Source organism: Pseudomonas sp. NPDC089743 (assembly GCF_044748785.1).
In the GTDB taxonomy this organism is placed as follows: Bacteria; Pseudomonadota; Gammaproteobacteria; order Pseudomonadales; family Pseudomonadaceae; genus Aquipseudomonas; species Aquipseudomonas putida_X.
The window spans coordinates 45,800-58,993 of record NZ_JBIVGS010000011.1; the positions used below are offsets into that span (position 1 = coordinate 45,800).

Sequence of the window (13,194 nt, forward strand, 5' to 3'; positions counted from 1 at the left end):
GTACGCAGCCAGCTCAGCCTCATCACCGGCAAGCCGGCCCTCCACGGGGCGGCATTGCGCTGATCAACAGTGAAGGAACGCAGCACCGGGCGTGCCGGCGACGAGTACGTTGAGGCCCTACTTGGGCACCACGTTGATCCACCACTGGGTATGCCGCTCGATCTTCACCGGCAACGCGGGGGCCAGTGAAGCCAGGGCCAGGTCAGTATCGGTCAGCGGGAAGCTCCCCGTCACGCGCAGGTCGGCCACTTCATCGGCTACGCCCAGGTGGCCGCTGCGGTATTGGCCGAGCTGCGCCACCAGGTCGGCAAGACGCACGTTGTCCACCACCAGCATGCCGCGGGTCCAGGCATCCGCACCGGTTTGCACGGGGGCGATACGGCCCAGGCCATTGGCGTTCATGAGCACCTGCTGACCCTCACGCAGGACCTGCTCGTCACCACTGTTGAGCGGCTGGGCTGCAACCGAGGACTGCAGCACTTCCAGGCGGGTGCCGTGGTTTTCGCGCCGCACCAGGAAGCGAGTGCCCAGAGGGCGCAGGCGGCCATCGTCGGTGCGCACCAACAACGGGCGAGGGTCCTGGTGGCCGGTCTCCACCGAGATTTCCCCCTGGTGCAGCACCAGTACACGCTGGTCCCCTTCGTAGTCGATGTCGACTGCCGTGTGAGTGTTCAGGCTCAGCAGCGTGCCGTCCTCCAGACGCAGGGTCCGCAGTTCGCCGGTGGCGGTGCGCTGATCGGCCAGCCAGTAGCTTGCCGATAGCGATGGCGCGCCGACCCAGGCCAACAGTGAGCCGAGCAGGAACATGCCAGCCAGCCCGCCGCCCACCTTCGCCACCCGCCGACGCAACCCTGCGCGCGATTGCTGCAGGGCCTGGCGCGCGGGGCCGGCTGCGGCGCTGACCCGCTGATCGAGGGTGCCCAGCTGGCGCCAGGCGCGAGCGTGTTCTTCGCTGGCGGCATGCCAGCGCATGAACTCGCTGCGCTCGTCGAGCGTACCGGTGCCGCCGTCCAGGCTCAGTTTCCAGGCGATGGCCGCTTCAAGGACCCCGGCAGAAACCGGTGAGTTGTTCACGTCGGCTCCCCATACAGCGCCACATAGCACTGGCGCATGCCTTGGGCGATGTACTGGCGTACCCGCGATACCGATACGCCCAGGCGCTCGGCGATTTCGGCGTGGCCCATGCCATCCAGGCGATTGTGCAGGAACGCTGTGCGTGCCTTGCTCGACAGCTTGCCGAGCAGGCGGTCGATGGCCTTGAGGTCTTCGAGGATCAGGTGTTGCAGTTCAGGGGAGGGCTGTTCGGCTTCTGGCAGGCGGGCGAGCTCGGCCAGGTAGGCCTGCTCCAAGGCAGCGCGGCGAAAATGGTCGAACATCAGCCCTTTGGCTACTGCGGCCAGGAATGCGCGCGGCTCACGGGGGGTGTCCAGGTGTTCGCGCCCGAGCAGGCGCACGAAGGTGTCCTGGCTCAGGTCTTCGGCCCGCTGGCGGCAGGCCATGCTGCGTTGCAGCCAGGCGAGCAGCCAGCTGCGGTGGTCGCGGTACAGCGTACCGACCAGTTCGGCGTGTGGGCTCTGAGCAGAAGACAAGCAGTGTCCCCCCCGGAACGAATGCGTTAACTAACGATAATTATTCGCGATTGTTGCAGAGGCGGGGGGCAGGGCGCAATGGACGCTTATCGGGTTGCCACTATCAGGGGGGGCTGCGCCCGATCTCACAGGGCAGCGCCTTCAACGCGCAGGTTTCTAAAGCCCGTGCCCCTGCACATTGCGCCGGCGCCACCCGCGCAAGCGCTGCTCCAGCTGCAGTGGGCTGTCCAACTGCTGGCGACGCGCCTGGCTGAACAGGATCAACGCCAGTTCAGCAGTGACTTGGGCATCGGCGCTGGCGTGGTGGCGCTCATCCACCTGCAGCCCGAAGCGGGCCACCCAGTCATCCAGGCCTGCTTCGCGCAGTACCGTGTCCGGGTTGAGCATGGGCGCCAGTTCGGCAACATCCAGGAACGGCTGCTGCAGGCGATGGCCAAGGGTTTCTTTCAACGCCCGAGCCAGCATGCGTTGGTCGAAAGGTGCATGAAACGCCAGCACCGGGCTGTCACCCATGAACTCGAGCAGTTCGAGCAACGCCTCGGCTGGGTCGCTGCCAGCAGCCAGGGCGCTCGGGCCCAAGCCATGGATGAGTACACTGGCGTTGGTTTTCTGGGCCGGGCGGTGCAGGGTGCGCTCGAACTGCTGGGAAAAGTCGATGGCGCCGTCTTCGATGGCTACGGCACCGATCGACAAGACCTGATCGCGGTTGGGGTTCAGGCCACTGGTCTCAAGGTCCAGCACCACCCAGCGCTGCTCACGCAGCGAGCACACGCCCAGCGGTGCGGGTTTTGGCAGGCGCGCCAGGCGTTGATGCAGCGCATCGTCCAGGGCCGGGGCGGCAGGCCGTAGCCAGGCAAACAGGCTCATAGCTGGTACCGCAGGGCCAGGCTGCTTTGCAGGCGCTGCGCCTGGCGCAGGGACTCACGCAGGATGCGCCGGTCCAGATGGTTGAGGCTGTCCGGATCGAGGCGGTTGGAGTAAGGCTGATTGTCGCGGGTCTGGCGCTGGTGCTGCTGCATGCGCGTTTGCTGGATGAAATGGTAGGCCTCTTCGTAGGCCGCGCCGTCGAGCGCCTGGATAACGCCTTTGTCGACCAACTGGCGCAGGCGCTCCAGGGTGTTGCAGGCGCCGATGCCGTTGGCCAGGGCCAGCAGCCGCGCACCATCGACGAACGGGGTCAGGCCCTGGACCTTGAGGTCCAGGGTAGCGGCCTTGTCGTTGCCTTGGCGGGTCAGGACGAATTCGCGCAGGCGGCCTACCGGAGGCCGCTGACGCAGGGCGTTGTCGGCCATCATGCGCTGGAAGATGCGGTTTTCGGCAACTTGTTCAAGCACGCTTTGGCGCAGCTGTTCGCAACCCTGTTCGTCGCCCCAGACCACACGCAGGTCGAAATAGATGCTCGAGCCGAGCAGGTTCTCTGGGCTGGCTTCACGGATGAAGCCAGCGAAACGCCGTGCCCATTCAGCGCGCGACAGGCACAGCTCGGGGTTGCCCGCCATGACGTTCCCCTTGCACAGGGTGAAGCCACATTGGGCCAGGCATTGGTTGATGTAGTGGGCCAGCGGCAGCAGGCGGGCGCGAATGGCTTCGGCCTCGCGGCTATCGGCCGCCTCGAAGAGGATGCCGTTGTCCTGGTCGGTATGCAGGGTCTGCTCACGGCGCCCTTCGCTGCCAAAGCACAGCCAGCTGAATGGCACCCCAGGGTCGCCACGTTCGGCCAGCGCCAGTTCGATGACCCGGCAGACCGTGTGGTCGTTGAGCAGGGTGATGATCTGGGTGATCTGGGTCGAGGAGGCGCCGTGGGCAAGCATGCGCTCGACCAGCTGGCCGATCTCCCCACGCAGCGCTACCAGCGAGTCCAGGCGCGGTGCATGGCGGATGGTGCGGGCCAGGTGCACGAGGTCGACCCGTTGCAGGGAGAACAGGTCGCGTTCCGAGACCACGCCGCACAGGCGCTGGTTGTCCACGAGGCAAACATGGGCGATGTGCCGCTCGGTCATGGCCATGGCCGCGTCGAAGGCACTGGCCCGCGGGCTGAGGTAGAACGGTTTGGCGGTCATGTGCCGCTCGATGGCGCTACCGAGGTCGGCATCGACAGTGGCCACCACCTGGCGCAGGTCACGCAGGGTGAAAATGCCCACCGGGTAACGCTGCCCATCCACCACCACGATGCTGCCGACCTGCTGCTCGTGCATCGACCGCACGGCGTCGCGCAGCGGCGTGTCCGGGGTGCAGACCACCGGGTGACGCATGGCCAGTTCACCCAGCGGGGTGTTCAGCGAGTATTGGGTGCCGAGCGTTTCCACCGCTTGCTGACGTACCTGTTGATTGACCTGGTCGAGCAAGCTACTGACGCCGCGCAGCGCAAAATCCCGAAACACATCCGACAGGGAGAACACACGGATGAAGGCGGCTTTGTTCAATTGCAGGCAGAACGTGTCCTCGCCTGCCAGGTGCTCGGTGCGGGTAGCGCGCTCGCCAAGCAGGGCGGCCAGCGGGAAGCACTCCCCGCTGGTGATCTCGAAGGTGGTTTCCACGCCGGGCTTGACCAGGTGCTGGCGCTCACCGACCACGCGGCCCTGCTTGACGATATAGAAGTGCTCCACCGGGCCGTCGGTGGGCTTGATGATGCTTTCCCCGCTGGCGTAGAAACGCAACTGGCACTGTTCCACCAGGAACGCCAGGTGGCTGTGTTCCATTTGGTTGAACGGCGGGAAACGCTGCAAAAACTGCAGGGTGCCCTGAATGTTTTGCAGAACTGCCGTTCTGCCCGCCTGGCTGTAGGCGTCGTTTTTGCTCATGACACTGACCGTATCGCTACGCCGAACTATATATATCTATATATAGGTGCGGCCTTGTTGTTCTCGGCCCCCATGGTCGGCTGACGGCCGTGCGGTGCCCATTGGACGTAAGTCTATGAGCGTAATGTGATCAATATCGCAAGCTGCGGTCTTACCGATGAGCAAGACTATTTGATGAGACGACCATGGTTGAGCATGACGACATCCTGAGTGACGCCGAGCGCGAGGCATTGGCCGGTCTGAGTGCGCCCGTCGCATCCAGGCCGGTGGTATTGGTGGTTGATGACAACCCGGTGAACAGCGAGGCTTTGTGCCTTTACCTCAAGAGCAGAGGGATCGACTGCATGAAGGCCGATGGTGCCCAGGAGGCGATGTTCAAACTGCATTACGAACCGCGTATCGCCCTGATGATCACCGACCTGCGCATGGAGCCCAAGGATGGCCTGGAGCTGATTCGGCAGATTCGTGAGTCGGAACGCGCGGCGTTGTCGATCATCGTGGTGTCAGGCCACACCGATGTGAAGGAGGCGGTGGATGTGATGCACCTGGGGGTGGTGGACTTTCTGCTCAAACCGGTGGATCTGGGGAAATTGCTGGGGTTGGTGAAGAAAGAGTTGCAGCTAGGGTAGATCAGGTGGCTGTTCTGGCCGTTCGCCGGCGAGCCGGCGCTCACAAGTTCATCACACCCTTTGAGGCCAGTGATGTGCCTGTGAGCGCCGGCTCGCCTGCGATCGGGCCGCCGAGCGGCCCGTTGCAGATTACAGTCCGTTACGCGCCTTGAACTCGCGGCGGCGACGGTGCAGGACCGGCTCGGTATAACCGTTCGGCTGCTTGGCACCCTCGACCACCAGTTCCACTGCAGCCTGGAATGCAATGTTGTCGTCGAAGTTCGGCGCCATCGGGCGGTACAGGGCATCACCGGCGTTCTGCTTGTCGACAACGGCTGCCATGCGCTTGAGGCTTTCCAGCACCTGCTCCTGGGTAACCACGCCATGGCGCAGCCAGTTGGCCAGCAACTGGGCCGAGATACGCAGGGTAGCGCGGTCTTCCATCAGGCCCACATCGTTGATGTCGGGCACTTTGGAACAACCCACGCCCTGGTCGATCCAGCGAACTACGTAGCCAAGGATGCCCTGGGCGTTGTTGTCCAGCTCGTTGCGGATCTCTTCGGCCGACCAGTTGGTGTCAGCTGCCAGCGGGATGGTCAGGATGTCATCGACCGAAGCCGGGGTGCGGCTAGCCAGCTCGCGCTGACGCGCCTGCACATCGACTTTGTGGTAGTGCAGCGCGTGCAGGGTGGCGGCGGTCGGTGACGGAACCCAGGCGGTGTTGGCGCCGGCCAGCGGGTGAGCGATCTTCTGCTCGAGCATGGCGGCCATCAGGTCCGGCATGGCCCACATGCCTTTGCCGATCTGCGCACGGCCTTGCAGGCCGGTGGCAAGGCCAACGTCTACGTTGTTGTTCTCGTAGGCGCCGATCCACTTTTCATTCTTCATGGCGCCTTTGCGCACCACGGCGCCGGCCTCCATGGAGGTGTGGATTTCGTCACCGGTACGGTCGAGGAAACCGGTGTTGATGAACACCACACGCTCGGCTGCCGACTTGATGCAGGCCTTGAGGTTGACCGTGGTACGGCGCTCCTCGTCCATGATGCCGACCTTGACGGTGTTGCGCGGCATGCCCAGCAGGTCTTCGACGCGGCTGAAGATCTCGGCGGCGAACGCCACTTCTTCAGGGCCGTGCATTTTCGGTTTGACGATGTAGACGCTACCGGTACGGGTGTTCTTGCGGCTGGTGTTGCCGTTGAGGTTGTGCAGGGCGATCAGGTTGGTGAAAAGACCATCCTGGATGCCTTCGGGAATCTCGTTGCCTTGGGCATCGAGAATTGCCGGGTTGGTCATCAAATGACCCACGTTACGCACGAACAGCAGCGAACGACCGTGGAGGGTTACGGTGCCGCCATTGGGCGCTGTGTACTCGCGGTCGGGGTTCATGGTGCGGGTGAAGGTCTTGCCGCCTTTGCTGACGCTCTCGGCCAGGTCGCCTTTCATCAGGCCCAGCCAGTTGCGGTAGACGATGACCTTGTCGTCGGCATCGACGGCAGCGACCGAGTCTTCACAGTCCATGATGGTGGTCAGCGCCGATTCCATCAGGATGTCTTTCACACCGGCGGCATCGGTGCTGCCGACCGGGGTGCTGGCATCGACCTGGATTTCCAGGTGCAGGCCATTGTGCTTGAGCAGCACGGCGGTTGGCGCGGCGGCATCGCCATGGAAACCGATCAGCTGGGCGTCGTCCCGCAGGCCGCTGTTGCTGCCGCCCTTGAGGGCAACGACCAGCTTGCCGCCTTCGATGCGGTAAGCGGTGGAGTCGACGTGCGAGCCAGCAGCCAGCGGCGCGGCTTCGTCGAGGAAGGCGCGGGCGAAGGCGATGACCTTGTTGCCGCGGACCTTGTTATAGCCCTGGCCTTTTTCTGCGCCACCTTCATCGCTGATGACATCGGTGCCGTACAGTGCGTCGTACAGCGAGCCCCAGCGGGCGTTGGCGGCGTTCAGGGCAAAGCGGGCGTTCATCACCGGCACGACCAGCTGTGGGCCTGCCATGTGGGCAATTTCTTCGTCCACGTTCTGGGTGGTGGCTTGGAAATCGTCGGCTTGTGGCAGCAGATAGCCGATTTCCTGAAGGAAGCTTTTATAGGCGACGGCGTCGTGTGCCTGGCCTTTGCGTGCCTGGTGCCAGGCGTCGATCTTGGCTTGCAGCTCGTCGCGCTTGGCGAGCAGGGCTTTGTTCTTTGGGGCGAGGTCGTTGATGATCTTTTCTGCCCCGGCCCAGAACGCATCGGCCTTGACGCCGGTTCCAGGGATCGCTTCGTTGTTGACGAAGTCGTACAGGGCCTTGGCGACCTGAAGGCCACCGACTTGAACGTATCCAGTCATTGCTTGCCTCACCTTTGCTCAGCTATTTCGCTTTCGCTCTTCTGTATTAAGCCTGTAGCGCTTCTCTAAACACGGCACCAGTACATGCTCTCACCACTCATGAGAGCGGCTGGGTGCGGCTCGCCAGGCGGGCTGGCGAGCGGTTGGCGTATTTTCACAGGCGCCTTGGCAGACATCGTAACGACGTTTTGTAGTCCGCGCCGACGCATACTACATGAAGCAGCGGGCCGGTGAACATCGGACTAAAAGCGTCGCTCCGCGACCGGCAGGTCGCAGAGGGTCACGCTGGGAGTCGCTATGTTCGCAAAAAACCGGTGGATTGTTCCAGATAAATCTTGAAACAGTACACGATTAGTTCGCCAGACCGTCCTGCGGCAGGTTGCCGCGCCTTGCCTATACTGAACCAATTCCCGCCGCTGCAGGCGGCACGACGCAGAGGAAGGCCTGTGGATCATCTTGTACTGACCGTGATTGCGCCTGACAAGGCCGGCCAGGTCGAACGGATTGCCCAGTGCATAGCCGACCACAACGGTAACTGGCTGGAGAGCCGTATGTCGCGTATGGCCGGGCAATTCGCGGGCATCCTGCGGGTCGCCGTGCCGGCAGAGAGCTACGATGAGCTGGTGAAATCGCTTCAGGCCCTGGGGCAATACGATATCCGTGTGCTGATCGCAGAAAGCGGCATCGAGCCTTCCTGTACCTGGAAGCCGATCGCGATGGAGTTGGTGGGTAATGATCGCCCTGGCATCGTACGGGATATCACCCGTTTGCTGGCTGAGCAAGGGGTGAACCTTGAGCGTTTCACCACCGAAGTACGCCCGGCGCCGATGAGCAGCGAGCCGTTGTTCCATGCCGATGCCTTGCTGGCGCTGCCATTGACCTTGTCGCTGGACGACCTGCAGCACAAGCTGGAGAGCCTGGCGGATGACTTGATGGTGGAGTTGAAATTGCGGCCGCAAGAGTGAGCCCAAGCGCTAGCGGGTTATCCCGATTAATCGGGGAAGGCCTTGTGGATAACCTGGGGGCGCTCCGCGCTAACCCAGAGACGGCAAGCCCTCCCGCTGTTTGTTCAAAAAACAGCCACTAATCAATAGCTTGTGCACAAACCACGGGGACGAGGGTGTGGATAACCTCTGGAGATGTTCTGCCAGGCCACGGACGGCGTGGCCTGCAGAGTTTTGATCATTTTTTGATCAGGCGCGCTTGCGCAGATTCAGCCAGGCATCGACGCTGTACAGCGCCAGGCCAGCCCAGATACACAGGAAAGCCATCAGGCTGCTGGGAGACAGGTGCTCGTCAAATAGCAGTACCGCTTGCAGCAGCACCAGGGTTGGCGCCAGATACTGGAGGAAGCCCAGGGTGGTGTAGGGCAAGTGCCGCGCAGCGGCGTTGAAGCACACCAGCGGTATCAGGGTTACCGGCCCGGCGGCGATCAGCCATAGCGCCTCGCTGCTGGTATAGAAACTGCCTTGTGCACTCATCGCCGCAGGGTGCAGCAGCAACCAGCCTAGCGCCAGGGGCACCAGCATCCAGGTTTCCACCACCAGGCCGGGCAGCGCCGCCACCGGTGCCTGTTTGCGGATCAAGCCGTAAAAGCCGAAGGTCAACGCCAGTACCAAGGACACCCACGGCAGGCTACCGACTTGCCACACCTGTTGCGCCACACCTACTGCGGCCATGGCCACTGCCAGCCATTGCAGGCGGCGCAGGCGCTCACCCAGCAAAAGCATGCCCAGCAGCACGTTCACCAGCGGGTTGATGTAGTAGCCCAGGCTGGCCTCGAGCATGCGCCCGTTGTTGACGGACCACACGTAGGTCAGCCAGTTGCCGGCAATCAGGGCGCCACTGAGGGCAAGGATGGCCAGGCGGCGTGGGTTGTCGCGCAACTCGCGCCACCACCCTGGGTGCTTCCAGACCAACAGCAGCAGCGAGCCGAACAGGGCGGACCAGAGCACCCGATGCACGATGATCTCAACCGCCGGGACGCTTTGTATGGCTTTGAAATAGAGGGGGAACAAGCCCCAGATGATGTAGGCCGAGAGGCCAAGAATGTACCCGCGTCGCGGGTTTGCGGCGTGCATGCAGAATCCTTGCTTAGGTAGCTAAATACAGCGACGCCTATTGTAGACAGACCTTTGCAGGCATTTAGAACAATTTCAGTGGTTGCTCATCGAGTGCCGCCGTTTGCTCGCGCAGGGCCAGGATCTGATCGCCCCAGTAACGCGGCTGGCCAAACCAGGGGAAGCTGCGCGGGAATGCCGGGTCGTCCCAGCGCCGTGCCAGCCAGGCGCTATGGTGCAGCTGGCGCAAGGCACGCAGCGGTTCGATCAGGGGGAGCTCGCGCGGGTCGAAATCGTGAAACTCGTTGTAGCCGTCGATCAGCTCTGCCAGTTGGCCCAGGCGTTCTTCACGGCTGCCGGCCAGCATCATCCACAGGTCTTGCACCGCCGGGCCCATCCTGCAGTCATCGAGATCGACGACGTGGTAGACGTCGTCGCGGTGCATCAGGTTGCCGGGGTGCAGGTCGCCGTGCAGACGCATCACCTTGTGCTCCGTGCGTGCGTAGATGTCTTCGACCCGTTTGAGCAGCTCGCGCGCTACAGACTCGAAGGCGGGCAGCAATTCCCGGGGTACGAAGTCGCCCTCCAGCAGGGTTCGCAGGGACGCGTGGCCGAAGTTGTCCACAGTCAAGGCCTCGCGATGCTCGAACGGGCGTGTGGCCGCCACCGCATGCAGGCGGCCGAGCAACTGGCCCAGACGGTAGAGCTGGTCGAGGTTGCCTGGCTCCGGTGCGTGGCCGCCGCGGCGGGGGAACAGCGTGAAGCGAAAGCCCTGGTGCTCGAACAGGGTCTGTTCATTGTGTTGCAGCGGGGCGACCACCGGCACTTCGCACTCGGCGAGTTCGGCGGTGAAGCGGTGTTCTTCAAGAATCGCTTCATTGCTCCACCGGCCGGGTCGATAGAACTTGGCGATCAGTGGTTGCTCGCCTTCGATACCCACTTGGTAGACGCGGTTCTCGTAGCTGTTCAGGGCCAGTACCCGGGCGTCGCTGAGAAAGCCGAGGCTCTCCACGGCGTCCAGTACCAGGTCGGGGGTGAGGGTCGCGAAGGGGTGAGACATGGTGGCTCCGGGGTGGGCTGCAGGGGCTCATGGTATCAGTGACGGCCCTCTGGCGGGTGGCGCGAGCAACCTACACCGGTACCCCCAGCAATACGTGGGAGGGATGGAACTGCGCCCGGACCTGGCTACCGGGTGCCAGTGCCGCTCGTGCCAGCCAGTGGGCCTCGGCAAACGCACAGAGTGTCTGCCCATTACCCAGCGCCAGCCTCACTTCACGGGTGTCATGCCCATCCGCGATCACCTGTTCCACCGTTGCCTTGAGCACATTGCTGCCCGCTTCGGCTTCATCTGCGGCGCTCAACAGCTGCACCCACCCGGCCTTGAGCAACGCCACCACCATGGTGCCGAGCGCCAGCTCCAAGCGTGACGTGCTGTCATGGGTGATCAGTGCCTCGATTTCCAGCCCGCCACCCAGCGCCAGGCTCACGCGGTCGTGCCGCCCTTCGCGGCGCAAGCCGCTGACCTGGCCTTGCAACTGGTTGCGGGCACTGGTGCGCAACATCAGGCGCCCAAGCAGGTCAAGGTCGCTGGACTCTTCGGCGGCCTCGAGAATTTGCGCCTGCAGGGCCTGCAAACGCTGATACAGGCGCAGTACCCGCTCGCCTTCGCCCGACAGGCGTGCGCCACCGCCGCCGCGCCCGCCGGTGCTGCGCTCGACCAACGGCTGGCTGGCCAGGTTGTTGAGTTCGTCTATGGCGTCCCATGCGGCTTTGTAGCTGATGCCTGCGGCCTTGGCGGCGCGGGTGATCGAACCTTGCTCAGCGATATGCTGAAGCAACGCGATGCGCTGTGGGCGGCGAGCGATATGCTGGGTGAGGAGAGCGGGCAGGGTCATGATGGCGCCTATCTGGGACTGACTGGTCAAGCTTGCCCCGGTTTTGCCGTGCGTGCCAGGCAATACACATCGACCCGACGTGCGCCGGCGCCGCGTAACAGGGCGGCGATGCTTTGCGCCGTGGCACCGGTGGTCAGCACGTCATCGACCACGGCCACATGCAGGCCGTGCAATGCGCCTTGATCAACCACCGCAAAGGCCTGTTGCAGATTGCGCCGCCTGGCCTTGGCATTCAGGCTTTGCTGCGCCGGTGTTTCGCGGGTGCGCCGCAGCCATCGCTCGTTGCAGTCGATTGCCAGGGCCTTGGACAACCACCTTGCCAGCATGCCTGCCTGGTTGAAGCCACGCTCGCGCTGTCGACGCTTCGCCAGTGGCACAGGCAACAGCAGCGATGGCTTGGCCAGGTCGTCGGTAAAGCGATGGCGCAAATCCAGGCTGAGCATTTCGGCCATCAAGCGCCCCAATGGCCACTGGCGGTTGTGTTTGAAGCGGCTGATCAGTGTGTCCACGGGAAAGCCGTAATACCACGGCGCTACCACTTGTTCGAAGGCAGGTGGACGGCGGCTGCACTGCGCGCAGGTCAGGCCGGCCATTGGCAACGGTAGCGCACACTGTATGCAGTACTCATTCAGCCACGGCAGTTCTTCCTCGCACGCCACGCAGATGGGGTGGCGCTGCTGGGCAGAAGCGCCGCACAGCAAACAGTGGTGATCAATATTCGTACACTTGTAAACCAGTGCTTTTAACCAAGGTTGACAGTTCATAGGCCTTCCATGACTATGCGAGCTATCCGTGATGCGCTGGCGGGCATTCCTGTCCCGGCGCCAGCTACAGCCTAAACAAGGAAACGCCGATGAGCGCCAGCACAACTGCAACAACACGTCACGACTGGTCCCTGGCCGAGGTGAAGGCCCTGTTCCAGCAACCGTTCAACGACCTGCTGTTCCAGGCGCAAACCGTGCACCGGGCGCATTTCGACCCCAACCGCGTGCAGGTTTCGACGCTGCTGTCGATCAAGACCGGCGCCTGCCCGGAAGATTGCAAATACTGTCCACAGTCGGGCCACTACAACACCGGGCTGGAAAAACAGAAGCTGATGGAGGTGCAGAAGGTGCTCGAAGAAGCGGCACGGGCCAAGGCCATCGGCTCTACCCGCTTCTGCATGGGCGCCGCCTGGAAGCACCCCTCGGCCAAGGACATGCCCTACGTGCTGGAAATGGTCAAAGGGGTCAAGGCCATGGGGCTGGAAACCTGCATGACCCTCGGCAAGCTCGATCAGGACCAGACCCAGGCGCTGGCCCAGGCAGGCCTGGATTACTACAACCACAACCTCGATACCTCGCCGGAGTTCTACGGCAGCATCATCACCACCCGCACTTACAGCGAGCGTCTGCAGACCTTGGCCTACGTACGCGATGCCGGGATGAAGATCTGCTCCGGTGGCATCCTCGGCATGGGCGAGTCGCTCGACGATCGTGCAGGCCTGCTGATCCAGTTGGCCAACCTGCCCGAGCATCCCGAGTCGGTGCCGATCAACATGCTGGTCAAAGTGGCCGGTACCCCGTTGGCCGAGGAAGAAGATGTCGATCCGTTCGACTTCATTCGTATGCTGGCGGTGGCGCGGTTGCTGATGCCCAAGTCGCATGTGCGCCTGTCCGCCGGCCGCGAACAGATGAACGAGCAGATGCAGGCCCTGGCCTTCATGGCCGGCGCCAATTCGATCTTCTACGGCGAGAAGCTGCTGACCACCGCCAACCCGCAGGCCGACAAGGACATGCAGCTGTTCGCCCGCCTGGGTATCAAGCCTGAAGCGCGTGAAGAGCATGCCGACGAAGTGCACCAGGCCGCCATCGAGCAGGCGCTGGTCGAGCAACGCAGCAGCGAGCTGTTCTATAACGCCGCGTCTGCCTGAG

The 13,194-nt window shown here is 63.2% G+C and carries 12 protein-coding genes; 3 read left to right on the forward strand and 9 right to left on the reverse strand.

Annotated elements, in window-relative coordinates; genetic code table 11:
• Positions 1-117 precede the first annotated feature (117 nt).
• From ACIPZC_RS18725 to ACIPZC_RS18740, 4 genes are all read right to left on the reverse strand, one after another.
• Entirely contained in the window at positions 118-1,074 is a 957-nt protein-coding gene (locus ACIPZC_RS18725; protein WP_241805664.1) for a FecR domain-containing protein, read from the reverse strand.
• Entirely contained in the window at positions 1,071-1,589 is a 519-nt protein-coding gene (locus tag ACIPZC_RS18730) for an RNA polymerase sigma factor (protein ID WP_241805665.1), read from the reverse strand. The genes ACIPZC_RS18725 and ACIPZC_RS18730 overlap by 4 nt, the downstream gene beginning before the upstream one ends.
• A gap of 156 nt (positions 1,590-1,745) precedes the next feature.
• Positions 1,746-2,456 (reverse strand): PolC-type DNA polymerase III, encoded by a 711-nt coding sequence (locus ACIPZC_RS18735; protein WP_267819281.1) that lies wholly within the window; start codon positions 2,454-2,456, stop codon positions 1,746-1,748.
• Entirely contained in the window at positions 2,453-4,390 is a 1,938-nt protein-coding gene (locus ACIPZC_RS18740) for a putative nucleotidyltransferase substrate binding domain-containing protein (protein WP_400628721.1), read from the reverse strand. Before ACIPZC_RS18740 ends, ACIPZC_RS18735 begins: the two co-directional genes overlap by 4 nt.
• Before the next feature lie 185 nt (positions 4,391-4,575).
• On the opposite strand from ACIPZC_RS18740, the gene ACIPZC_RS18745 reads away from it, so the two are divergent.
• The gene (locus ACIPZC_RS18745) at positions 4,576-5,019 is read left to right on the forward strand and encodes a response regulator (RefSeq protein WP_400628723.1); all 444 of its coding nucleotides are present in this window, start codon (positions 4,576-4,578) and stop codon (positions 5,017-5,019) included.
• A gap of 129 nt (positions 5,020-5,148) precedes the next feature.
• Here the strand turns inward: ACIPZC_RS18745 and ACIPZC_RS18750 are convergent, their stop codons facing one another.
• A complete protein-coding gene (locus ACIPZC_RS18750) occupies positions 5,149-7,326 on the reverse strand; it encodes a malate synthase G (protein ID WP_241805669.1) in 2,178 nt (725 codons plus the stop codon).
• A gap of 446 nt (positions 7,327-7,772) precedes the next feature.
• Here ACIPZC_RS18750 and ACIPZC_RS18755 point away from each other — a divergent pair, with 446 nt between their 5' ends.
• On the forward strand, positions 7,773-8,291 hold the full coding sequence (locus ACIPZC_RS18755; RefSeq protein WP_241805670.1) for a glycine cleavage system protein R: 519 nt from the start codon (positions 7,773-7,775) through the stop codon (positions 8,289-8,291).
• 228 nt (positions 8,292-8,519) lie between these two features.
• Here the strand turns inward: ACIPZC_RS18755 and rarD are convergent, their stop codons facing one another.
• The 4 genes from rarD to ACIPZC_RS18775 all read right to left on the reverse strand — a co-directional run bounded on the left by rarD (position 8,520) and on the right by ACIPZC_RS18775 (position 12,045).
• Positions 8,520-9,407, reverse strand: coding sequence for an EamA family transporter RarD (gene rarD / locus ACIPZC_RS18760; protein ID WP_241805671.1), 888 nt, complete (start codon positions 9,405-9,407; stop codon positions 8,520-8,522).
• A 64-nt stretch (positions 9,408-9,471) separates the two neighbouring features.
• The gene (locus tag ACIPZC_RS18765; protein WP_241805672.1) at positions 9,472-10,446 is read right to left on the reverse strand and encodes a serine/threonine protein kinase; all 975 of its coding nucleotides are present in this window, start codon (positions 10,444-10,446) and stop codon (positions 9,472-9,474) included.
• A 70-nt stretch (positions 10,447-10,516) separates the two neighbouring features.
• Positions 10,517-11,281: a TOBE domain-containing protein gene (locus ACIPZC_RS18770; RefSeq protein ID WP_400628727.1), complete on the reverse strand. Its 765-nt coding sequence runs from the start codon at positions 11,279-11,281 to the stop codon at positions 10,517-10,519.
• 26 nt (positions 11,282-11,307) lie between these two features.
• Complete coding sequence (locus tag ACIPZC_RS18775) at positions 11,308-12,045, reverse strand: double zinc ribbon domain-containing protein (RefSeq protein WP_400628729.1); 738 nt, start codon at positions 12,043-12,045, stop codon at positions 11,308-11,310.
• Positions 12,046-12,134: 89 nt separating this feature from the next.
• Here ACIPZC_RS18775 and bioB point away from each other — a divergent pair, with 89 nt between their 5' ends.
• Positions 12,135-13,193, forward strand: coding sequence for a biotin synthase BioB (gene bioB, locus ACIPZC_RS18780; protein WP_039602863.1), 1,059 nt, complete (start codon positions 12,135-12,137; stop codon positions 13,191-13,193).
• Position 13,194 lies beyond the last annotated feature (1 nt).

Coding starts and splice junctions, on each gene's coding strand:
- ACIPZC_RS18735 (WP_267819281.1), bottom strand. CDS start 2,456: ATGAGCCTGTTTGCCTGGCTACGGCCTGCCGCCCCGGCCCTGGACGAT.
- ACIPZC_RS18775 (WP_400628729.1), bottom strand. CDS start 12,045: ATGAACTGTCAACCTTGGTTAAAAGCACTGGTTTACAAGTGTACGAAT.
- ACIPZC_RS18740 (WP_400628721.1), bottom strand. CDS start 4,390: ATGAGCAAAAACGACGCCTACAGCCAGGCGGGCAGAACGGCAGTTCTG.
- ACIPZC_RS18765 (WP_241805672.1), bottom strand. CDS start 10,446: ATGTCTCACCCCTTCGCGACCCTCACCCCCGACCTGGTACTGGACGCC.
- ACIPZC_RS18770 (WP_400628727.1), bottom strand. CDS start 11,281: ATGACCCTGCCCGCTCTCCTCACCCAGCATATCGCTCGCCGCCCACAG.
- ACIPZC_RS18750 (WP_241805669.1), bottom strand. CDS start 7,326: ATGACTGGATACGTTCAAGTCGGTGGCCTTCAGGTCGCCAAGGCCCTG.
- bioB (WP_039602863.1), top strand. CDS start 12,135: ATGAGCGCCAGCACAACTGCAACAACACGTCACGACTGGTCCCTGGCC.
- ACIPZC_RS18745 (WP_400628723.1), top strand. CDS start 4,576: ATGGTTGAGCATGACGACATCCTGAGTGACGCCGAGCGCGAGGCATTG.
- rarD (WP_241805671.1), bottom strand. CDS start 9,407: ATGCACGCCGCAAACCCGCGACGCGGGTACATTCTTGGCCTCTCGGCC.